25 protein-coding genes are annotated in these 24,418 nt (G+C 64.4%); 12 read left to right on the top strand and 13 right to left on the bottom strand.

Going from position 1 to position 24,418, the window contains the following annotated elements:
• Positions 1-18: 18 nt before the first annotated feature.
• The 3 genes from ACK4R0_RS14400 to ACK4R0_RS14390 all read right to left on the bottom strand — a co-directional run bounded on the left by ACK4R0_RS14400 (position 19) and on the right by ACK4R0_RS14390 (position 3,543).
• Positions 19-321 carry a DUF6804 family protein gene (locus ACK4R0_RS14400; protein WP_409675355.1) on the bottom strand — a complete coding sequence of 101 codons (303 nt, stop codon included), beginning with the start codon at positions 319-321 and terminating at the stop codon, positions 19-21.
• 578 nt (positions 322-899) lie between these two features.
• Positions 900-1,256: a DUF4440 domain-containing protein gene (locus tag ACK4R0_RS14395; RefSeq protein WP_409675352.1), complete on the bottom strand. Its 357-nt coding sequence runs from the start codon at positions 1,254-1,256 to the stop codon at positions 900-902.
• Between the two features lie 154 nt (positions 1,257-1,410).
• Complete coding sequence (locus tag ACK4R0_RS14390; protein WP_409675349.1) at positions 1,411-3,543, bottom strand: PQQ-dependent dehydrogenase, methanol/ethanol family; 2,133 nt, start codon at positions 3,541-3,543, stop codon at positions 1,411-1,413.
• A 158-nt stretch (positions 3,544-3,701) separates the two neighbouring features.
• On the opposite strand from ACK4R0_RS14390, the gene ACK4R0_RS14385 reads away from it, so the two are divergent.
• The 4 genes from ACK4R0_RS14385 to ACK4R0_RS14370 all read left to right on the top strand — a co-directional run bounded on the left by ACK4R0_RS14385 (position 3,702) and on the right by ACK4R0_RS14370 (position 6,354).
• Positions 3,702-4,079, top strand: a complete 378-nt coding sequence (locus ACK4R0_RS14385; RefSeq protein ID WP_409675346.1) for a VOC family protein — start codon at positions 3,702-3,704, stop codon at positions 4,077-4,079.
• A 168-nt stretch (positions 4,080-4,247) separates the two neighbouring features.
• Positions 4,248-4,451 (top strand): 50S ribosomal protein L35, encoded by a 204-nt coding sequence (rpmI, locus tag ACK4R0_RS14380; protein ID WP_017669464.1) that lies wholly within the window; start codon positions 4,248-4,250, stop codon positions 4,449-4,451.
• Positions 4,452-4,494: 43 nt separating this feature from the next.
• Positions 4,495-4,857 carry a 50S ribosomal protein L20 gene (gene rplT / locus ACK4R0_RS14375; protein ID WP_054136025.1) on the top strand — a complete coding sequence of 121 codons (363 nt, stop codon included), beginning with the start codon at positions 4,495-4,497 and terminating at the stop codon, positions 4,855-4,857.
• Between the two features lie 144 nt (positions 4,858-5,001).
• A complete protein-coding gene (locus tag ACK4R0_RS14370; RefSeq protein WP_409675341.1) occupies positions 5,002-6,354 on the top strand; it encodes a hypothetical protein in 1,353 nt (450 codons plus the stop codon).
• A 30-nt stretch (positions 6,355-6,384) separates the two neighbouring features.
• Here ACK4R0_RS14370 and ACK4R0_RS14365 read toward each other — a convergent pair whose 3' ends face one another.
• Together ACK4R0_RS14365 and ACK4R0_RS14360 are read right to left on the bottom strand one after the other, a co-directional pair.
• A complete protein-coding gene (locus ACK4R0_RS14365; protein ID WP_409675338.1) occupies positions 6,385-6,918 on the bottom strand; it encodes a YceD family protein in 534 nt (177 codons plus the stop codon).
• On the bottom strand, positions 6,918-7,445 hold the full coding sequence (locus ACK4R0_RS14360; protein WP_409675335.1) for a ubiquinol-cytochrome C chaperone family protein: 528 nt from the start codon (positions 7,443-7,445) through the stop codon (positions 6,918-6,920). Before ACK4R0_RS14360 ends, ACK4R0_RS14365 begins: the two co-directional genes overlap by 1 nt.
• 193 nt (positions 7,446-7,638) lie before the next feature.
• Between ACK4R0_RS14360 and ACK4R0_RS14355 the strand changes: the two genes are divergently transcribed.
• The gene (locus ACK4R0_RS14355; protein ID WP_409675332.1) at positions 7,639-8,139 is read left to right on the top strand and encodes an outer membrane protein assembly factor BamE; all 501 of its coding nucleotides are present in this window, start codon (positions 7,639-7,641) and stop codon (positions 8,137-8,139) included.
• Between the two features lie 30 nt (positions 8,140-8,169).
• Here ACK4R0_RS14355 and ACK4R0_RS14350 read toward each other — a convergent pair whose 3' ends face one another.
• A complete protein-coding gene (locus ACK4R0_RS14350; RefSeq protein ID WP_409675329.1) occupies positions 8,170-9,486 on the bottom strand; it encodes a hemolysin family protein in 1,317 nt (438 codons plus the stop codon).
• Positions 9,487-9,702: 216 nt separating this feature from the next.
• On the opposite strand from ACK4R0_RS14350, the gene ACK4R0_RS14345 reads away from it, so the two are divergent.
• On the top strand, positions 9,703-10,383 hold the full coding sequence (locus tag ACK4R0_RS14345; protein ID WP_409675326.1) for an OmpA family protein: 681 nt from the start codon (positions 9,703-9,705) through the stop codon (positions 10,381-10,383).
• A 238-nt stretch (positions 10,384-10,621) separates the two neighbouring features.
• Here the strand turns inward: ACK4R0_RS14345 and ACK4R0_RS14340 are convergent, their stop codons facing one another.
• From ACK4R0_RS14340 to ACK4R0_RS14330, 3 genes are all read right to left on the bottom strand, one after another.
• Positions 10,622-12,292 carry a formate--tetrahydrofolate ligase gene (locus ACK4R0_RS14340; RefSeq protein WP_409675499.1) on the bottom strand — a complete coding sequence of 557 codons (1,671 nt, stop codon included), beginning with the start codon at positions 12,290-12,292 and terminating at the stop codon, positions 10,622-10,624.
• 175 nt (positions 12,293-12,467) lie between these two features.
• A complete protein-coding gene (locus ACK4R0_RS14335) occupies positions 12,468-13,040 on the bottom strand; it encodes an OmpA family protein (protein ID WP_409675323.1) in 573 nt (190 codons plus the stop codon).
• 35 nt (positions 13,041-13,075) lie between these two features.
• Positions 13,076-13,510 (bottom strand): FecR domain-containing protein, encoded by a 435-nt coding sequence (locus ACK4R0_RS14330; protein WP_409675320.1) that lies wholly within the window; start codon positions 13,508-13,510, stop codon positions 13,076-13,078.
• Between the two features lie 44 nt (positions 13,511-13,554).
• Here ACK4R0_RS14330 and ACK4R0_RS14325 point away from each other — a divergent pair, with 44 nt between their 5' ends.
• A complete protein-coding gene (locus ACK4R0_RS14325; RefSeq protein WP_409675317.1) occupies positions 13,555-13,971 on the top strand; it encodes an ATP-binding protein in 417 nt (138 codons plus the stop codon).
• 17 nt (positions 13,972-13,988) lie between these two features.
• On the opposite strand, the gene ACK4R0_RS14320 is transcribed toward ACK4R0_RS14325, so the two are convergent.
• Both ACK4R0_RS14320 and ACK4R0_RS14315 read right to left on the bottom strand, forming a co-directional pair.
• On the bottom strand, positions 13,989-14,828 hold the full coding sequence (locus ACK4R0_RS14320; RefSeq protein WP_409675314.1) for a helix-turn-helix domain-containing protein: 840 nt from the start codon (positions 14,826-14,828) through the stop codon (positions 13,989-13,991).
• Between the two features lie 298 nt (positions 14,829-15,126).
• On the bottom strand, positions 15,127-16,944 hold the full coding sequence (locus tag ACK4R0_RS14315; RefSeq protein WP_409675311.1) for a DUF885 domain-containing protein: 1,818 nt from the start codon (positions 16,942-16,944) through the stop codon (positions 15,127-15,129).
• A 119-nt stretch (positions 16,945-17,063) separates the two neighbouring features.
• On the opposite strand from ACK4R0_RS14315, the gene ACK4R0_RS14310 reads away from it, so the two are divergent.
• The 5 genes from ACK4R0_RS14310 to ACK4R0_RS14290 all read left to right on the top strand — a co-directional run bounded on the left by ACK4R0_RS14310 (position 17,064) and on the right by ACK4R0_RS14290 (position 22,369).
• Positions 17,064-18,095: a quinone-dependent dihydroorotate dehydrogenase gene (locus ACK4R0_RS14310; RefSeq protein ID WP_409675308.1), complete on the top strand. Its 1,032-nt coding sequence runs from the start codon at positions 17,064-17,066 to the stop codon at positions 18,093-18,095.
• A 292-nt stretch (positions 18,096-18,387) separates the two neighbouring features.
• Positions 18,388-18,597 (top strand): DUF2061 domain-containing protein, encoded by a 210-nt coding sequence (locus ACK4R0_RS14305; protein ID WP_409675305.1) that lies wholly within the window; start codon positions 18,388-18,390, stop codon positions 18,595-18,597.
• A 42-nt stretch (positions 18,598-18,639) separates the two neighbouring features.
• Positions 18,640-20,367 (top strand): gamma-glutamyltransferase, encoded by a 1,728-nt coding sequence (gene ggt / locus ACK4R0_RS14300; protein ID WP_409675302.1) that lies wholly within the window; start codon positions 18,640-18,642, stop codon positions 20,365-20,367.
• Between the two features lie 108 nt (positions 20,368-20,475).
• Positions 20,476-21,588, top strand: a complete 1,113-nt coding sequence (locus ACK4R0_RS14295) for a sensor histidine kinase (RefSeq protein ID WP_409675299.1) — start codon at positions 20,476-20,478, stop codon at positions 21,586-21,588.
• Position 21,589: 1 nt separating this feature from the next.
• On the top strand, positions 21,590-22,369 hold the full coding sequence (locus ACK4R0_RS14290) for a LytR/AlgR family response regulator transcription factor (protein WP_409675296.1): 780 nt from the start codon (positions 21,590-21,592) through the stop codon (positions 22,367-22,369).
• 132 nt (positions 22,370-22,501) lie between these two features.
• On the opposite strand, the gene ACK4R0_RS14285 is transcribed toward ACK4R0_RS14290, so the two are convergent.
• The gene (locus ACK4R0_RS14285; protein ID WP_409675293.1) at positions 22,502-22,894 is read right to left on the bottom strand and encodes an acyl-CoA thioesterase; all 393 of its coding nucleotides are present in this window, start codon (positions 22,892-22,894) and stop codon (positions 22,502-22,504) included.
• Between the two features lie 232 nt (positions 22,895-23,126).
• Positions 23,127-24,418, bottom strand: a 1,292-nt coding sequence (locus tag ACK4R0_RS14280) for an AAA family ATPase (protein WP_409675290.1), incomplete at its 5' end; no start/stop codon positions are given.

Here is a 24,418-nt window from a genome sequence, read left to right as displayed (position 1 = left end):
GGAGGCTAATCGAGGCCGTCAAATTGCATCTTTTTGTCGTAGCCGGATTATAAACGCTATGAAAACCGCTGTCGCAATGTTGATGATAGCCCAAGTGTCCCGCTCAAAATGGACTTTTACGAAAGGATTGTAGAGCAACGCCAGCACACCACACGCACCCGCTAGCGCTTCCTTTTTTAGCGCCCTTAAAAACACCACAGCTTGCCAAGCTAAAACGCCAAAAGCCACCAACCGCAAGAGTTGGTAATACCCGTAGGGCATAGGCAGGGCAGCAATCATCATAGCGACTGAAAGAGCGGCCAAAAATGATTGAGGCGGCATTATCGGCCTTTCAATCGACCCGCTCCGATCATTTCCAAAACGCTGGCTAACATCGAGGGAATGGCAACGATCAGCATTGGGAAGTTAAACAGCAAGGCACCCCACCAAGGCCAATCCCACACGTACATCATTCCCACGAAGCTAAAAATTGTAATGGGAAGTGTAAAACGCAACAACACGCAAACCGCAAATATAGCGACAGCCCAATATGGTCCGACAGCGTAGCTAGCACCGAACCAAGCGGCGATGAGCTGCGTTATACCAAATGCGGCAAATAATAGGCATCCTACTGCCTGCACAACGCCCTCCCTTTTCGTCAAGGTGGATCAGATTGGTCGCCCTGTCCACCCCAAACCCATCAGAAGGCCGTTGATACCCCTGCGCTCCTAGCGGTCTCGCCTCGATCCCTATTGAGGCCTCAGTTTTGCTCGGGCTTGCCACGGCTAGTACAAAGGGCTAATGCAACCGTACCGACGCTAAAAAATTATCCTTTGTTTTTCAATAGTTGGCAACGCGCGAGGGGCCTCCCCTCGGCTCCACCAGATGGCAGCGTGCATCGACCGGCGCCGTGCCTGGCCTTATCCTGCTGTCAGCGGAACCGTCTGCTGGTGTTGCAGCACGCGCCATGAGTCGTGCTCGAGCCTGCGGATCGTGGTGGTGCAATAGGCCGTGTAACTCTTGTCCTCGCGGCTGGCCTTGGCGCAATAGGCCAGCACGATCAGGCCTTCCTGCGGCCTGGCAATCTGCTGGTCGCTGAAGGTGACCTCGGACCAGCGGGGGGTTTTCTGGACTGCCTCGATCGCCTGTGCGCCGGTGAAGACATAATCCTGCTCGGGCAGCACCATCAGGCATTCGTCATCGATCAGCTGCTGATAGGTTTCCGGGTCACCGGTCCACAGACTTTCCTCGAATTCCCAAACGCGCGCGTCTTCCATAATCCACTCCTGTTGCCTGAACCATCAACCCGGGCTGCGGGTGATCGTTCCAGACAACGCAGGAGCAGGCGCGGCGTGAAACCGCCGCCGCCGGGCCTAAACCAAGGCCAGCCAAGTGGAAGTGATCGCCGACCAATACGCCCGGCGGCGGCGCCTATTTCACCGCGCGCTGCTTTGCCATCAACGCCTTGTCCTCGTTGGCGCGCGCGATGACATAGTGGCGGACGCTGTCGATCTGCGGCCGGGTCAACACCGGCGCGAAGCTGACCATGCCATTGTCCTTGAGCGCGCCGTCATGGACGATCGTCTGCCAGTTTTCCGCGCTGGCGAGCGTTCCCGAATAGCGCAGATCGGGGATGATCCCGCCGCGCCCCGAGGCCTGCACCGCCGCATCGCCGTGGCAGACGGTGCAATAACGGCCGTATTGGGCGGCGCCTGCGGCCACCACGTCTGCTGCAGCCGTCAGCGCCGGCGGGTCGAGCGGCATGGTGTCTGCAGGCGGCATATCGGGCAGCTTGGCCGTGCCGCCAAGCTTGAACACCAGCAGCCGCGAGATGTTGCGCACCGGTCCGGACATGTCGCTGAGCACGCCGGCGGTGATCGCCCATGCCCCGCCCCATCCGGCGAGCACCGCGACATATTGCTGGCCATCGACGGCAAAGGTCATCGGCGCTGCGACCACGCCGGTCTGCGCCGGGAAGCTCCACAACTGCCTGCCCTGCGTGGAATCATACGCGACGAAATTGCCCATCGCATTGCCCTGGAACACCAGCCCGCCTGCGGTGGCGAGCACGCCACCGTTCCATGGGCCGCCCAACGTCACGCGCCAGCGCTCCTTCTGCGCGACCGGATCCCAGGCGATCAGCACGCCCTTGGTCGCCTTTTTCGCCTCCTCGCGCACCGCATTGTCGGCGGGCATGGCGTTGTTGGCGGTGTCCATGCCGACGTTGAAGCCCAGCTTCGACGGCGTCCATCCGGTCTGCGGGATATAAGGATAGGCGGTGATCTGTGCCGGGATGAAGACGAGCTTCTGCTTGGCGTCATAGGCCATCGGGTGCCAGTTGTGCGCGCCGAGCGGGCCCGGTGAGACGATATAGGGCTTGCCGGTCTTGTCGACCCGCGCATCGGGGTTCTCGATCGGACGGCCGCTGACCGGATCGACACCCGTCGCCCAGTTGACCGGGGCGAAGTTGTTGGCCGAGATGAATTCGCCGGTAGCCCGGTCGATGACGTAGAAAAAGCCATTCTTCGGCGCCTGCATCAGCACCTTGCGCTGCTTTCCGTCGATCTCGAGGTCAGCGAGCATGATGTGCTGGGTCGCGGTATAGTCCCAGGTCTCGCCCGGCGTGGTCTGGTAATGCCAGGCGTATTCGCCGGTCTTCACCCGGATCGCGACGATCGAGGACAGATACAGATTGTCGCCGCCGCCGGGCGAGCGATAGGCCTGGTTCCACGGACTTCCGTTGCCGACGCCGACATAGAGCAGGCCAAGCTGGGGATCATAGGCCATCGCGTCCCACACCGTGCCGCCGCCGCCGATGTTCCAGTATTCGCCCTTCCATGTGTTCTCGGCGGCCTTGAGATATTCGGCCTCGTTGGCGCCGGGGCGATCGGGAACGGTGTAGAACTTCCACAACTGCTTGCCGGTCGCCGCATCATAGGCCGCGACAAAACCCCGCACGCCGAATTCCGCGCCGCCATTGCCGATGATCACCATGCCATCAATCACGCGCGGCGCACCGGTGATGGTATAGGCCTTGCCCTGATCGACCGTCACCGTGCTCCAGATTTCGCGCCCGGTGCCGCGGTCGAGCGCGACCAGACGGCCATCGAGCGTGCCGAGAAACAGCATGTTGCCCCAGGCGCCGAGCCCGCGGTTGACGACATCGCAGCACGCCTTGACCCCGGTCTCGCCCGGCACCTTGGGGTCGTAATCCCACAACGGCTTGCCGGTGACCGCGTCATAGGCCTTTACCTTGGACCAGGCGGTGGTGACGTAGATCTTGCCGTCGATCACCAGAGGCGTCGCTTCCTGGCCGCGTGCGGTATCCATGTCGGCATACCAGGCGAGGCCCAGTTCGGCGATGTTGCCGGGGTTGATCTGGTCGAGCGGACTGAAGCGCTGCTCGTCATAGGTGCGGCCATAGCTCAGCCATTCGGCGCCATCGGCCTGGATGATCCGCGCGCCATCGATTCCGGTGGTACCGCGCTCGGCGGTGCCCGCGCCCCCTGCCGAGCATGCCGCCGCCAGCAGCGCCAGCGCCGCCGCCATCCAAGCCTTCGTCATCGCCTGTCCCTCCCCAATATGCCTTGACCTTTTGCGGCCAATGGCTGTCTTTGCATTGCCGGATATTGACGGCGGGGAAACGGCTTGTCCATGATGATTTAATCATCCAATTAAGGGCAGGCCAATTAGAGCAGGCCGGTTTGCAACAGGAGAGATGCATGTTTTCACACGTGATGCTGGGCGCCGATGATATCGACGCGTCCAAGGCGTTTTACGACGCGACGATCGCTGCGCTGGGCGGCAAGCCGGGAATGGTCGATCCCAAGGGCCGCGTCATCTACATGAACAATGGCGGCCTGTTCCTGCTGACCAAGCCGATCGACGGTCAGCCGGCAAGCTGCGGCAACGGCAGCACCATCGGTTTTGCCGCGACCTCGACCGAGCAGGCCGATGCCTGGCATGCTGCGGGACTGGCGCACGGCGGCACCGCGATCGAGGACCCGCCGGGGGTGCGCGAAGGCGCTGGCATGAAGCTGTATCTCGCCTATCTGCGCGACCCTGCAGGCAACAAGGTCTGCGCGATGCACCGCCTGTAATCCGCTGTGCGGGGGCGGCGCCGGGTCGCCCCCGCACATGCCGCGCCAACTGCCGACTTGCAAAGCTGCGCGAATCCCGCTAGGCGCGCACGCTTCCGACTAAGCGGGCTGGCCGGTTATGGGCTGCCACGTTCGCTTGATTACGGACTTCCAACGAAGGAGACCAAAATGCCCAAGCTGAAGACCAAGAGCGGTGTGAAGAAACGCTTCAAGCTCACCGCCACCGGCAAGATCAAGCACGGAGTCGTTGGCAAACGTCACCGTTTGATGAGCCACAACGCGAAGTATATCCGCCAGAATCGCGGCACCAGCGTCATTTCCGATGCCGATGCCCGCACCATCAAGAAATGGGCGCCTTACGGCCTGGGTTGATCTTTCAACCTCCCCCATTCTCGTAATTCAAAGGATATAGTTCATGGCACGCGTCAAACGGGGTGTTACCACCCGCGCCAAGCACAAGCGCATTCTCGTACAGGCGAAGGGCTATTATGGCCGTCGCAAGAATACCATCCGCATCGCGCGTCAGGCCGTCGAAAAGGCAGGCCAGTATGCGTATCGTGACCGCAAGGCCAAAAAGCGCAATTTCCGCGCTCTGTGGATCGTGCGCATCAACGCTGCGACCCGCATGGAAGGCCTCACGTACGGCCAGTTCATGCACGGTCTGAAGCTGGCGGGCGTCGAACTCGACCGCAAGGTCCTGGCCGATCTCGCCATGCATGAAGCCGAGGTCTTCAAGACCCTGGTCAAGCAGGCCCAGGCTGCACTGCCCGCCGCATAAGCGACGACAGTCATCGCAAAAATCGGATTTAGCGCCGGGATCATTCGATTTCCGGCGCTTTTTCGTGCACGTTCGCGGCGCACTTGGCCCTGGCTGGCGGCGGTGCGTCTTCACCGAACCACCGATTCGCTTCAGGCCTGACCGATGACCCCGACCCATGATACCCTGCTGCCGGGCGCGGCGCCGCCCGCCCCCCGGCGGCCCGGCTGGCGCAGGCTTGCGATCGGCACCGTCGTCGCGGTGGCGGGGCTGATGACGGTGCTGGCCCTGTGTCTCCTCAGCCTGTCTCCCGTGGTGCCGGCACCCCGCGCGCCCGATGGGCCGACAGCGGCGGCCGCGCGCGATGTCCTGCAGACCATCACCGGGGAGGACACCGAACGCGGCGAACTGGTGCGGATCACGCTGGCCCAGCGCGAGCTCGACGGTCTCGCCGCGCTGGCGAGCGAGGCGCTGCAGCCGCTGCGCCTGCAGGCACGGCTCCGGTCAGTGCCCGGCCCCGAACGCGCAAAGGGCGCCAAGCCCACCCCGCCTGCAGGCGAGATCGTCGTCGATGCGAGCCGGGACATGGGCTGGGGGCTGTGGCTCAACGCCGTTGCCGTGGTCCGTCCGGCCGCAGCGACGGACGGAACCGCGCTCCCCGACATCGCGGTCACGATAGGCCGCGTTCCCCTCCCGCAATCGGCGACACGCTGGGCGCTCAACCGGATCTGGGCCCAGACCCAGAGCAATTCCGCCAGGCCGATCCCGCTCGATCGGGCGATGAAGGGGTTCGCCATCACCCCCCGGCAGGCCGGGCTGGTGCTGGTCAATCCCGGGCGCGGAACGGCGCTGTGGGGGTTGACGCGCGCCGGGGCGACCAATCCCGACCCCAAGGCGCTGCTGGATGCCTATTGCGCGATTGCCGATACCGGCCAGACCAACCTTGCGGTGCTCGTCCGCCGCGCCGCCGCGCTCAATATCCCCGCCGGCACCACACCACACGAGCACAACCGGGTGGTGCTGACCGCCGTCGCGATGCGCGCCGTACCCGAATACCGCGAAAAGCTTGCCGGCGCCGTGTGGGAGCAGTCCTTGGCCTGCGGCGCCAGCGCAGAAACGCTGACGCTGGCCGGGCGCGAGGATCTCGCCAAGCACTGGGCGCTGTCGGCCGCGCTCGCGGCCACCGTCGGCAGCCAGGTGGCGCGGTCCATGGGGACGTGGAAGGAGCTGGCCGACAGCACCGAGGGCGGCACCGGCTTTTCGTTCGTCGATCTGTCGGCGGACCGCTCAGGCGAACGTTTCGCGATGGCCGCGGTCAACCCGCAACTGGCGCGTACCGTTCGGCTGCGGCTGATCGCGATCACAGAAGACCAGATGCTGCCCCGCGAGGCACTGGCAAAGCCCGAAGGGCTCGACCAGGCGGCGTTCGAGCGCGATTACACTGCGGTGGATTCGCCCGAATATGCGCGGGCGCTGCGCGCGATCGACCGGCTGCTGGGCAACGCCGGGGTGCCCTGAGCCAGCGCTTGGCCCAGCCCCCGCCTGCCGTCAGCCCTGCTTGTCCTTGAGCGCCTTGAGCGCTGCGAACGGGCCGTTTTCCTCCGGGGTCGAAAGACCATATTGCGCGCGCGCAGCCTCGGCCCCGGGGCCCTCGGCATAAGGATCGATCTCGAGTGCCAGCGTCTGGGCGATCGCCTCGCCCAGATCGAGCGTGCTGCCCGAATAGGCGATGGTGTCGAGATCGCTCTCGGCCAGTTCGACCTCGTCGCCCGCGGCCTGCATCGCTGCCTCGTAATCCGCCTCGGGAACGAAGCGAAGACGGTATTGCGACGAGACCCGCACCGGGAAGTCGTCGCCCGAAATGGCGCAGCTCTGGACCAGCTCGGCGGTGATCCTGCCGGTGACATCGACCCCCGCCGCGCCTTCCTCAAGCGTCGCGCTCGCTTTCAGCGCACCGATGGCGACGATGCCGAACCGGCGTGCAAGCGCGGCCCGCTCGGTCTTGTTGGCGACCAGTTCGACCTGCTGGCGCGGCAATGCGCGCAGATCGACGGGGCGGGAGAACTCGATTGCGCTCTCCATCAGAAATCGCCCTGCATCACCGCGCTGACCGGCAGCGCCTTGAGCCGCGCATGGATATCGGCCAGCCGCTGCGCCGATGCCGCCACCGCAGTATCGCTGACCGGAGCGTCGCGGTACAGGTTGCGGCGCAGACCTTCGGCGAGCTGCACGTTGTCGCCTGCGGCAAGCGCTTCACGATAGGTGCCAAGCCTTCCGCCCAGGGCGCTCATCATCTTGCCGATATGTTTGCCCACGATCAGATCGCCGACGCCATTCTGGCGCAGCTGGCCGTCCATGTCGTCGACGAACAGTTCGGCGAGGTGGACCGAAAACTGCCGCACCGCAGCGTCGCTATCGTCATGCTCCAGCCGCAACAGTACCGCGCACAGCATCGTCGTCACCGCCTCGAACCGCCCGTCGACGCTGTCTTCGACACCGCCGTCGAGATACCAGTACGGATCCCGTCCCAGCGCGACGACCCGCTCATAGGCAGGCGCCGCCTGCTGGCGCGGATCCTTGCGGGCGAAAATTCGGGAAAACACGGACATGATTTGAGCATTTCCAGATGGAGCGGGCAGCGTTAAGCCACAATTCATTGGCCACTTGTGATGCAGGGGCTTAGCGCATATTGAGGCGCGAACGGCAAGTTGCAAGAGTGGTTGCAAGAGTAGTGCAAGCATCCAAAGCCTCGAGCGCAGCGTCCGGTAACCCGGCAGTCAGGCGGATCAACGCCAAGGAAAGATGATGATCAGCAAAGCTAACGCACATCGCGGTCCAGGCCGCCGCACCACACGGGCCGCCATGCTGATCGGACTGGCGGTGCTTCCGCTGCTGGCAGGCTGCGGCCAGCTGCGCGGGCACCAGGGCTTTATCTACGACCAGACGCTGTCGACCCAGATCCTGCCCGGCGTCGACAACCGCCAGTCGGTCGAGCGCACGCTGGGCCGGCCGACCTTCACCGGTCAGTTCGCCAGCAACGAATGGTATTATTTCGCGCGCGATACGCGCCAGCTCGCCTTCGGCAACCCGCGCCCGACCGCGCAGCAGGTGATGCGCGTGCGCTTCGACGCTGCAGGCAATGTCGAGACGGTCGACTTCACCGGGCTCGAGCAGGTCGCCAGCATCAGCCCCGAGGGCAAGAAGACCCCGACGCTGGGCCGCAACCGCAGCTTCTTCCAGGATCTGTTCGGCAACATCGGCGCGGTCGGAGCTCCGGGCGCGGGTGCAGGCGCGCCGCAGTAACGCTGGCCAATAACACTCGGCGGCTGCGGCTCAGGCCGCTTCGGGCTCGATCCGGCTGACCAGCAGCTTGTCGACCTTGCGGTTGTCCATGTCGACGATCTCGAAGCGCCAGCCCTGGTCGTTGAACACCTCGCCCTCCTTGGGCAGGTGGCGCAGGCAGTGCAGCACATGGCCTGCGGCAGTGGCGTAATCGCGGTCGCCCGACAGATCGATCCCCAGCCGCTCGGCCATCGCATCGGCAGGCATCGCGCCTGATATCAGCATGCTGCCGTCGGCGCGCTCGACCACCATCGGCGAATCGCCTTCGCCCTGGTCCGATACGAAATCGCCGACCAGCGCCTGCAGCAGGTCGGCAGGTGTCACCAGTCCCTCGAAGTGACCGTATTCGTCATGGACCAGCGCCATCGGCACCTCGCCCTTCTGCAGCACCCGCAATGCGTCCATTGCATCGACCTGATCGGGCACGATCGGCGCTGTCCGGACCAACGCCGCCAGATCGAGCGGCGCACCCTCGATGATCGCCGAGAGTAGATCGCGCACCGTGACGATGCCGATGATCGCATCGACCGAGCCATCGGCCACCGGCAGACGGCTGTGCGGGGAATGGGCCATGATTCGGCGCAAGTCGTCGAGTCCCGCCTCCACCGGCAGCCAGTCGACCTCGGTGCGCGGCGTCATCACCTCGCGGACCGGCCGGTCGGCCAGCCGGACGATGCCTGAGATGATCGCGCGCTCGCTCTCCTCGATCACGCCCGATTTGGTCGCCTCGGCAAAGATCATGTGCAGCTCTTCGGCGGTGACGATGTTCTCCGATTCGCGGTTGAGCCCGAGCAGCCGGAAGATCAGCGCGCTCGAATTGTCGAGCAGCCACACGACCGGAGCTGCCCCGCGCGCCATCAGGTCCATCGGGATCGCCATGATCACCGCCAGCTCCTCTGCCTTGCGCAGCGCGAACTGCTTGGGAACCAGCTCGCCGATCACCAGGTTGACATAGGTCGTCAGCGCAATGACGACCGCAAAACCGACCGTGTCGGAAATATCGCCAGGCACCCCGATCAGCGCCAGCCGGTCGCCCACCGGCCCGCCCAGGCTGGCGCCCGAATACGCGCCCGCCAGGATGCCGATCAGCGTGATGCCGATCTGGACGGTGGAAAGGAACTTGCCCGGGTCTCCGCCCAGCCGGATCGCGGTGCGCGCACCTTTGCTGCCCTCCTTGGCCTTCGCCTCAAGCCGCGCGGTGCGGGCCGATACGATGGCAAGTTCGGACATGGCGAACACGCCATTGAGAAAGATCAGCGCCAGAATGATGACGGCGTCGATCCACGGAAAAGGTTGGAGAGGGTCCATCGGGCCTTATGCAGTTGCAAGGCGTCATCCTATATCGCGGCAGCCCGACGTGTCACTCGATTTCATGGGCGCAGCATCCTGGCCGGCGGCGGCCGTTTGCGACCTCGATTAACAGAAGTTACATTTCGGTTCGGGAACCATTCAGCCGCAGGATCGAATAACGCGGTGAGGCGTTACGAGACGTACGCACGACAGAATTCTCCTGGGAGCAAAATCATGAACAGCAAGACCATCCGCATCGCCGCATTCGCCGGCCTGTCCAGCCTTGCGCTGGCCGCCTGCGTCACCGATCCGGAAACCGGCCAGCAGCGGATCAACCGTGCCGCCCTCGGCGGCGTCGGCGGTGCGCTTGGCGGCTATCTGCTCGGTGACATCGTCGGCGGACGGCGCGACCGGACCGAGAAGATCGTCGGCGCAGGCATCGGCGCGGTCGCAGGCGCGGGCATCGGCTATTATCTCGAGCAGCAGGAACGCGAACTGCGCCAGAAGACCGCAGGCACCGGGATCGACGTGGTTCGCGATGGCGACAGCCTGTTGCTCAACATGCCGAGCGAGGTGACCTTCGATGTCGACAGCTCGGCGGTCAAGCCGCAGTTCCGCAACACGCTGAACGACGTCGCTGCGACGCTGGTGCAGTATGAAAGCACCTATATCGATGTCTACGGTCACACCGATTCGACCGGCAGCGATGCCTATAACCAGACGCTGTCGGAACGCCGGGCGCAGTCGGTCTCGAGCTATCTGTCGAGCCGCGGCGTTCAGCCCGCGCGCCTGGCAACCCGCGGCTTCGGCGAATCGCAGCCGGTGGCATCGAACACCACCGAAGATGGCCGTGCCCAGAACCGCCGCGTCGAGATCCGGATCGTTCCGGTGACCCAGGCCGACGTGAACGGTTGATTTAACCGCATCTCTCCTCCCGCTTGCGGGAGGCCTGCAAAAGCCCTCCCCCTCGATGGGGGAGGGTTGGGTGGGGGTGAACTCTCCGGATTGTGGCTGTCTGAGACGATAAACCAGCAGCGCCCAGCCGCACCATCACCGTCACCGCTGCGACTAGGTGGCAGAGCCACCAGATCTCGCTGCCTCTCTCATCAAGCGATAGGCCAATCGGCTTGGCAAGGCGCAGTCGCTCTATTTCTCAAAACAGCCCTTCGATCTCGCCCTTCTCATCCAGCCGGATCGTCTCCGCCGCGGGCACCCTGGGCAGCCCCGGCATGGTCATGATCTCGCCGCAGATCGCGACGACGAAGCCGGCGCCCGCGCTCAGCTTCACCTCGCGCACGGGCAGCACATGGCCGGTGGGGGCGCCGAGCAGGGTCGGGTCGGCGGAAAAGCTGTACTGCGTCTTGGCCATGCACACGGGCAGATGCCCGTATCCCGCCTCTTCCCAGCGCTTGAGCTGCGCCAGGATCGCCGCCGATGCCGCGACCGATCCGGCGCGGTAGATCCGCGTGGCGACGGTGGTGATCTTGTCGATCAGCGGCAGATCATCGCTATAGAGCGGCGCGAACTGTGCCGTCCCGGCGCCCGCCAGCGCTGCAACCGCATGCGCCAGATCTTCGGCTCCCGCGCCGCCATCGGCCCAGTGGCGGCAGACATGCGCCTCTGCCCCCTGCGATGCCGCCACCTCGTGCAGCACTGCGATCTCCGCTGCGGTATCGCTGGTGAAATGGTTGATCGCCACGACCACCGGCACCCCGAAGCTGCGCATGTTCTCGATATGCCGGATCAGGTTGACGCTGCCGCGCCGCACCGCCTCGACATCTTCGGTGCCCAGGTCGGCCTTGGCGATGCCGCCGTTCATCTTGAGCGCGCGCACCGTGGCGACGATCACCGCCGCCGCCGGATGCAGCCCCGCCTGCCGGCACTTGATGTCGAAGAATTTCTCCGCGCCCAGATCCGCGCCGAAACCGGCTTCGGTCACCACGAAATCGCCCAATGCCATCGCCGCACGCGTCGCGATCACCGAGTTGCAGCCATGCGCGATGTTGGCGAACGGCCCGCCGTGGAGCAGCGCCGGGTTGCCCTCGAGCGTCTGCACCAGATTGGGCTTGATCGCCTGCGCCAGCAGCACCGCCATCGCGCCTGCGGCCTTGAGGTCGCTTGCGGTCACCGGCGTCCTGGCGCGGGTGTAGCCGATTACGATCCGCCCCAGCCGTTCTTCCAGATCATTCAGATCGCGCGCCAGGCACAGGATCGCCATGACTTCGGATGCGACAGTGATGTCGAACCCGCTTTCGCGCGGGAAACCGTTGCCGACCCCGCCCACCGACTGCACGATCTGGCGCAGCGCGCGGTCGTTGATGTCGAGCACCCGCCGCCAGACGATGCGGCGCACATCGATGTCGAGCGTGTTGCCCCAGTGGATATGGTTGTCGATCATCGCCGACAGCAGGTTGTGCGCGCTGGTGATCGCGTGGAAATCGCCGGTGAAGTGCAGGTTGATGTCTTCCATCGGACCGACCTGCGCATAGCCGCCCCCGGTCGCACCGCCCTTGGTGCCGAAGCACGGCCCCAGCGAGGGCTCACGCAGCGCCAGCACGGTCTTGTGCCCGATCCGGCAGAGCGCATCGGCGAGCCCCACCGAGGTCGTCGTCTTGCCCTCGCCGGCGGGCGTGGGGTTGATCGCGGTGACCAGGATGAGCTTGCCGTTGCCGCCATCCGCTCCGATCCCGGCAGCGGCGAGGTCGATCTTGGCCTTGTAATGGCCATAAGGTTCGACCGAGTCGCTGCTCAGCCCCAGCCTGTCGGCGATGACGGAAATATGCTGGAGCTTGGCTGCGCGCGAAATCTGGATGTCGGTGAGCATGTGGGGGGTAAACACTCCGGCGATTCTGGCAATCCCGTTCTCCGGCGAAAGCCGGAGTGCAGGAGCGAGGTTGCATTGTACCCGCCCTGGACTCCGGCTTTCGCCGGAGCACAATGAGGGACTGACGATGAAAGGTGTCTAGTCCAGGCAAATTGCGGCTGGCAAGCGCAGCCGATCAGCGGACGATGATCTCCACCCGGCGATTGCCGCCATTCTCGGTCTCGTCAGGCGTGGGAAAGCGCAGTTCGGTCTCGCCGCGCCCGGTGGTGGTGATCGCATCGGTGGGGAAGCCCAGCTGGACCAGCCGCCCCTTGATTTCATCGGCGCGCTTTTGCGAGAGAACGAGGTTGTAGTCCGCCTTGCCCACGGTGTCGGTATAGCCGATGATCTCGATCTCGGCGCCTGGCCGCGCCTTGAAGTGCCGGTCGAGCGCCTCGATCATGCCCTCGGACCCCGGTGCAAGATCGGTGGTGTCGGGCACGAAATACATGATGAAACGCGCAGGCGGCGGCGGCAGATCGTTGATCAGCGCGCGTTCGTCGGGCTTGAGGCCATCGGCACCGACGCCCTTGGGCTGCGGCTTGCAGCCCGACAGCTTGGTGCGGGTGAACGCTCCGGCGATCGTCGCCCCATCGGGCGTGCCGCAATTCTCGTCGATCACCGCCAGCGCGCCTTCGGACGAGCCGTCTTCGTTGTCGAGCAGCAGCAGCGATGGCCCCGCACATGCGGCCAACAGGCTGGTCCCCACGCAGGTTGCCAGATATGCCCCCCAGGACGTGCGCATTATTCAGGCACGTTGACGATGAAGCGGGTGCCGCGCACCCCCAGCAGCGATGTCGGCGTGCGAACCTTCATCGCATCGCGCCGCGACTTCGCGATCTGCCCGGAAACAACCCCAAGCGATCCCTTTTCGACCCGGGTCTCGAAAGCGCCCGAGCGGGTCGTCCGGTCAAAATCGAACGTGTCGACCGCGATGCGGCTGTTGGGTCCGACCGAGAAACGGGTGTTGTCGGCAAAGGTCACCGCGATCTGGCCGCCCTTGCCGGTGACCAGCACGTCACCGGGGAGAAGGCTGGTACCCACCGCCGGATCGAGCCGAGCGCCCTTGCGTTCGATCGAGGCTATGCCGGCGGTTTTCTTGACCCGGCCAATGTCGGCCCAGGCCGGCTGGGCCGTCATCGCCAGCAGTGAAAAAGTAACAAGCAGTGCGCACTTCATAATATGCATCCCTTCTTGCCCGCTGACATGGCATAACCGCAGCCATGATCCGGCGCAATTTCAATCCGCATTCTTGCGAACTCGACCAGAACGGTCCCGAATCGATACATCGCGCCGTATCGATGGCGCAATTGTTCAGTACAACCAATGCACTGACCCCCCAGCAACAGGCGCGGCTGGCGATACTGACCGAAGAAGCGGTGACAAATCTTTACGATCATGGCGGTGCTCGCGCAGGATTTGCAGGCACACTGACCCTGACCGGCGACGGCGACTCGGTGCGCGTGATCTTGTCCGATTCGGGTCCGCCGTTCGATCCGCGCACAGAGGGCGAGATCGAGATGCCCAATGCGGAGCGCGGTGGCGGCGTGGGGCTGGCGATGATCCGCGCCTGGGCCGAAATCGTCGATTACCGGACCGAAAACGGCATCAACCGGCTCGAGCTCAAGCTGCGCGACTGAGCGTCAGGCATCGGCCGTCAGGTGTCGGCGACCAGCGGATTGATGCTGCCCTTGAGCTGGCTGCGCTGGTCGATCAGCCGGGCGAGCTCGCCCTCGCCGATGCGAAGCCTGGTCGGCGTGGTCCCGGCAAACAGCTTGAGCTCGCGGATCATGTGCGACTGGTCATAAAACGCATCACGCAGGAAATCGGCCTCGTCGGGCTGCGCATCGATCAGCGCGCGTGCGGCGCGCAGCGCACGGTATTTGCGCGAGAGATATTTGGGCGGCATCCCGTAAAGCTGCTTCACCCGCCGGGTGAGCTGGCGTTCGGACAGGTTGCTTTGCGCGTGCAGCTCTGTGACCATCGGCGAGACGCTGGACGCAAGCCATTGATCGACGATTCGGGTGAACGCCACCATCTCGGGATTGGCCTGCGCCATGATCGGGCCCAGAATGGCATCGGCCGCCGCGCACATCTCGGGCAGCGATTCGAGCGCGCGCAGCTCATCGAGCCGTTGTTCGATATTGGGGAACACCATCACCGCAGGCACGATCTTGTCGAGATAGCGCGCGGCGCTTTGCTGGGTCAGTGCGCCCCAGCCTGCCGCCGTGATGCCCAGCCCGAACATATGGAACGGGCCTTCGATCTCGAACTTCACCGCCGCTGTCGTCGGCCCGACCAGCGTGGCACCGCTGATCTGCGTTTTGGATCCGTCGGGAAAATGCATGGTCACGCGGCCGCGCGTGCCCAGCCGCAGCTGCGCGATCGCGGCGCGTTCGCCATCGACCACATAAGGGTCGGGACTGTCGAACAGATAATAGACCGAGACGAACTCACGAAGTGATTCGCCTGGAAGGGCATATTGAAGATTCGGCATGCGCGACCCCACCCAACCGGTCAACAGGCGGCGGGTTGCCCGCCTTTCCTCTTGCCGGTGTTATTCGATGTCGACCCAGTGGGGGGTATAGCCCGAATTCGCGATAAAAAAAAGGCGATCCCGTCACGAGGACGGGATCGCCTTTAGGAAAAGAACTCTCGGCATCTCTGCCTTGAGCCCTTCGGGTCGCAAACGCGCTATAGGCCAAGACCCGAAGGGTTGATTGGATGGATTCGACACCGCGAAAAAATCGTGCAAATTCTGCCCGGTAATCCAAAACTACCGCAATCCGGGGGAATCAGCCGCCGGCCGCGATCCAGCCATCGATCCGCTCTTCCAGAACGGTGAGCGGCACCGGTCCGCTCTTGAGCACGGCATCGTGGAATCGCCCATAATTGAACCTGGCGCCCAGCGCCTTTTGCGCCCGCTCGCGCAATTCCATGATCTTGAGCTTGCCGATCATATAGGCGTTGGCCTGGCCCGGATACACAACATAGCGCTCGATCGCCTTCGAGATATCGCCCTCGGGATTGGGGGTGTTGTCGGTCAGATACTGAATCGCCTGTTCGCGGCTCCAGCGTTTGTGGTGAATGCCGGTATCGACCACCAGACGGCAGGCGCGCCACAACTCCATCCCCAGCCGGCCGAAGTCCGAATAGGGATCTTCGTAGAAGCCCATGTCCTTGCCCAGCTCTTCGGAATACAGGCCCCAGCCTTCGGTATAGGCGGTGACCCCGCCAAAGCGGCGGAACGGCGGCAGGTCGCCCAGTTCGGTCTGCACCGCGCGCTGGAGGTGATGGCCAGGCAACCCCTCATGATAGGCCAGCGCCTCAAGCTCGGTCGAGGCCATGTCCTTGAGGTTGTAGAGGTTCACGTAATAGGTGCCCGGGCGCGATCCATCGGGCGCGGGGCTCTGGTAGAACGCCTTGCCCGCCGATTTCTCGCGAAACGCCTCGACCGCCTTCACCGTCAGCGGCGCCTTGGGCAGCGTGTTGAAATATTCGGGCAGCCTGGCCTGCATCGCCTTGAGCTTGGTATCGACCGTGGCGAGATACTCCTCGCGCGTGTCGAAATAGAACTGGTCGTCGGTGCGGACGAAGGCAAAGAACTCCTGCAGCGTGCCGGCAAAGCCGACCGTCTTCATGATCTCGCGCATCTGCCCGTGGATCCGCGCGACATTGTCGAGGCCGATCTGGTGGACCTGATCGGCGTTGAGATCGGTGGTGGTATAATTGGCCAGCCGCTCGGCATAATAGGCCGCTCCGTCGTTGAGCCGCCAGATGCCGTCTTCGCTCGGTGCGATCGCCAGCTGCCGCTCCATTTCGGCGACCAGCCGCTGGTACGCCGGCTTGACGCTGGTGAGCAGCGCCTGGCTGCCCGATTCGATCAACGCGGCCTTTTCGGCAGCGGGGATATCAAGCGCCTCGACCTTCTTGGTCAGGTCAGCGAGCAGCGTCGAAGGTGCGCCACCGTCGAACGGCGCGCCCTTGATGACGTTGCGCGCATCGTCGATCACATAAGGATAGACCCATTTGGGCGGCATCACGCCCGCTTGCGAACGCGATTTCGACTCGGCGATCAATCCGTCCAGGCGTGGGCCGATGCCCTGAAGCCGCGAGACATAGGCCTCGGCATCGCTCTTGTCCGCCACCCGGTGGATGTTGATCAGGAACGCGGGCATCTGGCTCTGCGCGCCGTTCATCTGGTCGAAGATATATTCGTTGCGGCGGAACGGATGCGCCTTGGCGGCGCGCTCGGCCTGATATTCGAACAGGCGGAAGCTCAGGGCATCCTCCGCGTTGAGCCTGGCCGGATCGAACCGCGCCTTCATCGTCGCCAGTGCCTTCTGGCCGCGCTCGAAATTGGCGAGTTCGGCCGCATCGGAAGGGTCGTTCCACTTGCCGTAATCGGCATCGCGAATGCCGCGATAGGCCTTGCCTTGCGGCGATGCGGCGAGGTTTTCGGCATCGACCTGCTCGAAGAACGCTGCCAGTTCGGCGCTTGCCGGGGCTTGGGCAGGCGTGGCGGCAGACGCGGTTTGCGCGGCAACGGGATGGGCAAGCACCAGCGGGCTGGCAGCAATCAGCAGGGCAGTGGCGAAGATACGCAGGGACATGGGCGACTTTCTGTTGTTCTGATGGGCGTTGGCGCAAACCGTATACAGTCGGCGGGGCAGGGTAAACCGCCCCGGCGCGGCTTGACCATCGGCCCGTCGCAAAGCCATAGGCTGGACCCATGCTGTTTTCACTCGCCCGGCCCGCCATATTCCTGCTCGATGGAGAGAACGCGCACCGGTTGACGCTGGCGGCGCTGCGGCTGGCGCCTGCCTCGGCCCCGCCCGCGCCCGATCCGGTGCTGGCGATGACGGTGGCGGGGATCGACTTTCCCGCCCCGGTCGGCCTGGCACCGGGCTTCGACAAGAACGCCGAGGTGCCGCATGCGATGTTCGGCTTCGGCTTCGGCTTTGTCGAGATCGGCACGGTGACACCGTTGCCCCAGGCAGGCAATCCGCGCCCGCGATTGTTCCGGCTGGTCGAGGACAGAGCGGTGATCAACCGCATGGGCTTCAACAACGATGGTGCGGGCACCGTGGTCGAGCGGCTGGTCGCGGGCCGATCGAAGGCCGGGATCATCGGCGTCAATATCGGCGCGAACAAGGATTCGGCCGACCGCATCGCCGATTATGCGACGATGACGCGGGTCATGGCGCCGTTGGCGCGGTACCTTACCGTCAACATCTCCTCGCCCAACACGCCGGGCCTGCGCGCGCTGCAGGATGCCGGCGCGCTGGCCGCACTGCTCGATGCGGTGATCGAGGCGCGCGGGGATCATCGCTGCCCGGTGTTCCTCAAGCTCGCACCCGATCTGGAACCCGCCGACATCGACGACATCACCCGGATCGCGATCGACAAAAAGCTCGATGCGCTGATCGTATCGAACACCACGATTTCGCGGCCCACGCTGCGTTCGCGCCATGCGGGCGAGGCAGGTGGGCTGTCGGGCGCGCCGTTGCGCGATCTGGCGCAGCAGCGGCTGCGCGATTTCCGCACGGCCAGCGGCGGCGCGATCCCGCTGATCGGCGTCGGCGGCATCGCGTCGGCAGAGGACGCCTATGCCCGCATCCGCGCAGGCGCATCGCTGGTGCAGGTGTACTCGGCGCTGGTCTATCAGGGGCCGGGGCTGGCGGCGCAGATCAACCGGGGGCTGAAAAAGCTGCTCAAGCGCGATGGCTTTGCGACGCTGGGCGAAGCGGTCGGGGTGGACTGAGCGCTCGGGCTTAAAGGGGTTTCACGCGAAGACGCGAAGCCGCGAAGAGAATTTACGGCCAATTCCGTTCTCCGGCGGAAGCCGGAGCCCAGGAGTCCCGGAGCGTAACACCGCCCCTGGATTCCGGCTTTCGCCGGAAAACGAACGCTCTTCGCGTCTTCGCGTGAACCATTTTTCATTACACCGCGCGATTGATCGCCCCACTCGATCAACGCGGCTCAAATCCTTCATTGGCGAAACTTGTTGCGAGCGATTATCAATAAGCCTGTTGCCACCCGACAGGAGTTTCCCGATGCCCCGCGATCTTGCCAAGACCCTGAGCTATCTCGCGGTCCACCTGACCATAGGGTTTTCCGTCGCTTATGCCTTCACCGGATCGCTCGAGATTGCAGGCGGGCTGGCGATCGTCGAGCCGATGGTCAACGCGGTCGCGTTCTTCTTTCACGAGAAGGTCTGGGCTGCCAAACCTGCCGCCCCCGCAGGCGTTGCATTGCTCGCCTGAGGCAGTGCTTGCCGCCTCCCGCCCCCGCGCTATAACGCTGGGATGACCGCACTCTCCCGCACGCTGCTCACCGCAGCCGCCTTCGCCCTGTCTTCGCTGTCGATCGCCTGCCATGCGCAGGCGCCGACCCCGCGCGATACCTCCGCCACCGCCGAGGCCGGCAAGGGGGTGGTCTCCGCCGCCGATCCGCGCGCAACGGCTGCGGGGCAGGAAATCCTGCGCAAGGGCGGGTCTGCCGCCGACGCAGCGATGGCGATGATGCTGGCGCTGACCGTGGTCGAGCCACAAAGTTCAGGGATAGGCGGCGGCGGGCTGCTGCTGCATCACGATGCGACGACCGGCATGCTGAGTACCATCGACGGACGCGAAATGGCGCCTGCTGCTGCCACCGATCAATGGCTGCTCGGCAAGGACGGCAAGCCCAAGCCGTTCATCGACGCTTTCCAGGGCGGACGCGCGGTGGGGGTCCCCGGCAATATCCGGCTGATGGCGATGACCCACGCCAAATGGGGCAAGCTGCCCTGGGCGGACCTGTTTGCGCCTGCGATTCGGCTGGCCGACGAAGGGTTCGAGGTCAGCAACGTCCTCGCCAGCACGCTGACCCGCCTCGCGCCGATCTGGGCGCGCTTCCCCGATGCCCGCGCGATCTACTGGAACACCACCGGACCCAAGGCCGCAGGCGAGCGGGTGACCAACCCCGCGCTCGCCGAACTGCTGCGCGCGGTGGCCAAAGGTGGTCCCGACGCGTTCTACACCGGCAAGTACGGCCAGGCGCTGGTCGATGCGGTGAGCAAGGCGGGCGTCAATCCGGCACCGATGACGATGGCCGATCTTGCCGCCTACAAGGCCAAGGAACGCCCGGCGGTATGCTCGCGCTATCGCGGCTACAAGGTCTGCGGCATGGGCCCGCCCTCGTCGGGCGCGACCACGGTGCAGCAGATTCTCGGCATGCTCCAGCCACACGATATCGCACGGCTGGGCCAGAATGATCCGAAGACCTGGCATCTGATCGGCGAGGCGATGCAGCTCGCTTATGCCGACCGCGAGCAATATCTTGGCGACAGCGATTTCGTCTCGGTGCCGGTCAACGGCCTGCTCGATCCGGCCTATGTCGCCAGCCGCGCGAGCATGATCGACCCCGCCAAGGCGCTCAATCGCTATGAAGCGGGCACCCCGCCGGGCGCCGAGCCGCGCACCGCAGCGATCTCGAGCGAGGTTGCCGGCACCACGCATTTCGTCGCGGTCGATGGCGCGGGCAACGTCGTCAGCATGACCTCGACGGTCGAAGGGCCGTTCGGCAGCCAGCTGATCGCCAACGGCTATTTCCTCAACAACGAGATGACCGATTTCACCTTCGCGCCCGAAAAGGACGGCAAGAAGGTCGCCAACCGGGTACAGCCGGGCAAACGGCCCCTGTCCTCGATGTCGCCGCACATCGTCTATGATGCCGCTGACCGGCCGGTGCTCGCGGTGGGCTCTGCCGGGGGCAAGCGGATCATCATGCATGTCACCAAGGCGCTGATCGGCGTGATCGACTTCGGCCTGCCCGCAGGCGACGCGCTGGCTTTGCCCAACATCTATTTCGGCAACGGATCGCTGATGGTCGAGCAGGGCACCGCGCTTGGCGACATGAGCGAGGCGCTCGCCGCACTTGGCCAGCCGGTGGTGGTGGGCGATCTGGGATCGAAGCTCAACGCCGCGCAGATGCGCGATGGCCAATGGACCGGCTTTGCCGATCCGCGCAGCCCGGGCGTCGCACTCGCCGAGTAGCCCTGCGCAAGAAGCCGGGTGGGTGTTTCGACCAACCTCTCCCCCGGTTCGACCAGCAGGCGGAGGCGGTGAAGACATCGCAGTCATCTGCGGTTAAGAATGCAGCCGATGAAAACACTCGTGATACGCAGTGCCCGGCCCAGGGTGGACCAGCAGGTTGCCCTGCTGTCGATCCTGGGGTTCTGGCTGTTCTACATGATCATTGTGACGTTGCGCGCGGCGGTGCTCGATTTCCCCGCGCAGGAGGAGCTGGTCGTCCGCCGGGTCGGGGTGACGGTGTTCGGCATCATCACCAATATCGCGCTGTATCTGGGCCTGCGCTGGTTCGAGGACAAGCCGCTCACCCCGCGCATCATCGCCGCGTGCATCGGCGCGATCCCTGCGGCGCTGGCGATCTCGTCGTTCAACTATTTCGCGTTCAACGTCTACGACCCGATCAGCGTGTTCGAGGACAATGAACTGCGCGAGAAGATCGCCGAGATCGATCCGCTCGCGATCGTGCTCGAGTTTGCGATCTCGAGCTATTACTTCCTGATGTCGTGGGCGATGCTGTATCTGGCGCTGAGCTATGCCAGCGAGGTCCGCGCGGCCGAACGCCGCGCCGCGCGCTTTGCCCAGGCCGCACAGCAGGCCGAGCTGCGCAGCTTGCGCTATCAGGTCAATCCGCACTTCCTGTTCAATACGCTCAATTCGCTCTCTACCCTGGTGCTGCGCAACCGCCCGGAAGAAGCCGAGTCGATGATCATGAACCTGTCGACCTTCTACCGCACCAGCCTGACCGGCGATCCGCTTGACGACGTACCGCTCGAGGACGAGGTCCAGCTGCAGCGGCTGTATCTGGCGATCGAGGCGGTGCGCTTTCCCGACCGGCTCAAGATCGAGATCGACGTGCCCGATGACCTGATGGGATGCTGCGTGCCGGGGCTGATCCTGCAGCCGCTGGTCGAGAACGCGATCAAATACGGCGTCGCGCGCGCCACCCGCCCGGTGACGATCCAGATTACCGCGCGCGAGATGGACGGCGTCCTGCATCTGACGGTCAGCGATGACGGCGACGTGATCCCGTCCGACCAGGACAAGGGCAGCGGCATCGGCCTTGCCAATGTCCGCGACCGGCTCGATGCGCGCTATGGCGGCGCGGCGCGGATCGAATGGCACGTCCCGTTTGAAGGAGGCTTTGTGGTCGAACTTACCCTACCGGCGGTGCGCAATGACTGTTGATATGGATACCGCACCCCTGCCCACGATGCCTGATGGTGCGCCCCTGCGCACGATGATCGTCGATGACGAGCCGCTGGCGGTCGAGCGGCTGCAGCTGCTGTGTGCCCGGCTGCCCCGGATCAGCCTGGTCGGTACCGCGAGCGACGGCGAATCGGCGCTGCGGCTGGCCGAGCAACTGCGCCCCGAGCTGGTGTTTCTCGACATCAACATGCCCCGGCTCGACGGCATGGGGGTCGCGCGCGCGCTGGGCAAGATGGACCAGACGCCCGCGATCATCTTCGTCACCGCTTATCAGGCATTCGCGGTCGAGGCGTTCGATCTGGCGGCGATCGACTATCTCTTGAAGCCCGTCGCCACCGACCGGCTCGAACGCGCGGTCGCGCGCGTACTCGACCGGCGCAGCTTCGTGCTCGACAACCCGGCTCCGGCCGAGCCCAAGCAGAGCCAGACCTGGGTCCGCGAATTCTGGGTGCCGCATCGCAGCGAGCTCAAGCGCATCGATGCCGACCTGATCGAGCGGATCGACGCCGAACGCGATTACATGCGGCTGCACGTCGGCCCGCGCAGCTATCTGATGCACGAGACGATCAAGACGCTCGAGGAGCGGCTCGACCCTGCGCGATTCGTCCGGCTCCACCGCTCGCACATCGTGCGCAACGACTACATCACCTCGCTGCGCCACAATGGCGGCGGGGTGTGGTTCGCGTGCCTCGCCGACGGCAGCGAACTGCGCGTGGGCCGCACGTATCTGGCAAGGGTCAAGGAAATGGCGGGGCGCTAGGGTCCGTTCCATTGCCTTCATCGTCATTCCCGCGAACGCGGGAACCCCGCTTTTGCGTTAACGGTAAAGAGGAAGCGGGGCCCCCGCGTTCGCGGGGGTGACGGAAGTGACGGGTGGGTAGGTGAAGCTAACTCAGTCCTGAAACGCAGCCACGATGTCAGCCGTCACCCGCGCAGGGCGACCCGTCACCTTGTCGAGCATTGCCCAGGTCGAAATCGCCCTGACAATCTCGCGCCCGTTCGCATCGGAAAACACCGCATGCCGGGCAAACCGCGCGCCCTTCGGCGTACCGGGAACCCAGGTGCGACCCACCGCCTGCTCGCCCAGCTTGATATTGCCGCGATAATCGATCTCGTGCCGGACGATCACCCAGAAGTATGCATCGACATGCGCGGGGTCGGCAGCAGCCTGCCAGTGCGCGACCGACAGCTCCTGCAGCCATTGCACCCACACGGCATTGTTGACGTGATCGAGCTCGTCGATGTGCTGCGGTTCGGCAGTGAAGGTGCGGGAGAAGGTGTTCATGGCGGTCTGGGCCTATAACGGTTCAGCTCAACCCTCTCCGAGTTCCCGAGCGAAGTCGAGGGACGTGATCACGAACGGTGGCGCGCACGTCGCTCGACTTCCCGACTGCGCCGGGAAGTTTATCCCGAGCGGCTGGCTTGACAGCCAGCCGAGGGGCTCGGGACAAACGGAGGGGGTAACGGTGCTCAAAGAAAAAAGGCCCGGCTGACATTGTGCCAGCCGGGCCGTATTCTCAATCCGCCTTGGTGTCGCTGGCGTTCTTGGCCGTACGCGATTTCCTCGGCTTCGGCGCCTTGGGCGGTGCCGGGACGATCTCGAAGGCCATCGTGCCATCTTTCAGATGCACATTGACCTCGCCGCCCTGCACCAGCTTGCCGAACAGCAGTTCCTCGGCCAGCGGCTGCTTGATCTTCTCCTGGATCAGCCGCGCCATCGGACGCGCGCCGTACAGGCGATCGTAACCACGCTCGCACAGCCAGTCGCGGGCTTCCTGATCGAGCCGGATGTGGACGTTCTGTTCGGCCAGCTGCAGCTCGAGCTGGAGGATGAACTTGTCGACCACGCGTGCGACGACTTCGGTCCCCAGATAGGCAAACGGCACCACCGCATCGAGACGGTTGCGGAATTCCGGAGTGAACATCTTCTTCACTGCCTCGTCCGACGCATCCTCGCGGCTGACATCGCCAAAGCCGATGCCCTCGCGCGCCATGTCCGCAGCGCCGGCATTGGTGGTCATGATCAGCACGACATTGCGGAAATCGACAGTCTTGCCGTGGTGATCGGTCAGCTTGCCGTTGTCCATCACCTGCAGCAGGATGTTGAACAGGTCGGGGTGGGCCTTCTCGATCTCGTCGAGCAACAACACGCAATGCGGCTGCTGGTCGATCGCATCGGTGAGCAGACCGCCCTGATCATAGCCGACATAGCCCGGAGGCGCGCCGATCAGGCGGCTGACCGAGTGCCGCTCCATATATTCCGACATGTCGAAGCGCTGCAGCGGAATACCCATGATGCTGGCGAGCTGACGGGCAACCTCGGTCTTGCCGACGCCGGTGGGGCCGGAGAACAGATAGTTGCCGATCGGCTTGTCGGGATCGCGCAGGCCTGCACGGCTGAGCTTGATCGCGCTCGACAGCACCTCGATCGCCTTGTTCTGGCCGAACACGACGCGCTTCAAGTCACGGTCGAGATGCTCGAGCACCTTCTTGTCGTCCTTCGACACCGACTTGGGCGGGATGCGCGCCATCGTCGCGATCACGCTTTCGATCTCGCGCGCGGTGATGATCTTGCGCCTTTTGTTGGGCGGCACCAGCATCTGCATCGCGCCGACCTCGTCGATCACGTCGATTGCCTTGTCGGGCAGCTTGCGGTCGTTGATGTAGCGCGCCGACAATTCCACCGCAGTCTTGATCGCCTCAGGCGTGTACTTGACCTTGTGGTGATCCTCGAACGCGCTGCGCAGACCCTTGAGGATCTTGATCGTGTCCTCGATGGTCGGCTCGTTGACGTCGATCTTCTGGAACC

It is taken from the genome of Blastomonas sp., assembly GCF_046294995.1.
In the GTDB taxonomy this organism is placed as follows: domain Bacteria; phylum Pseudomonadota; class Alphaproteobacteria; order Sphingomonadales; family Sphingomonadaceae; genus Blastomonas.
This window is presented reverse-complemented; position numbering and strand designations above follow the sequence as displayed.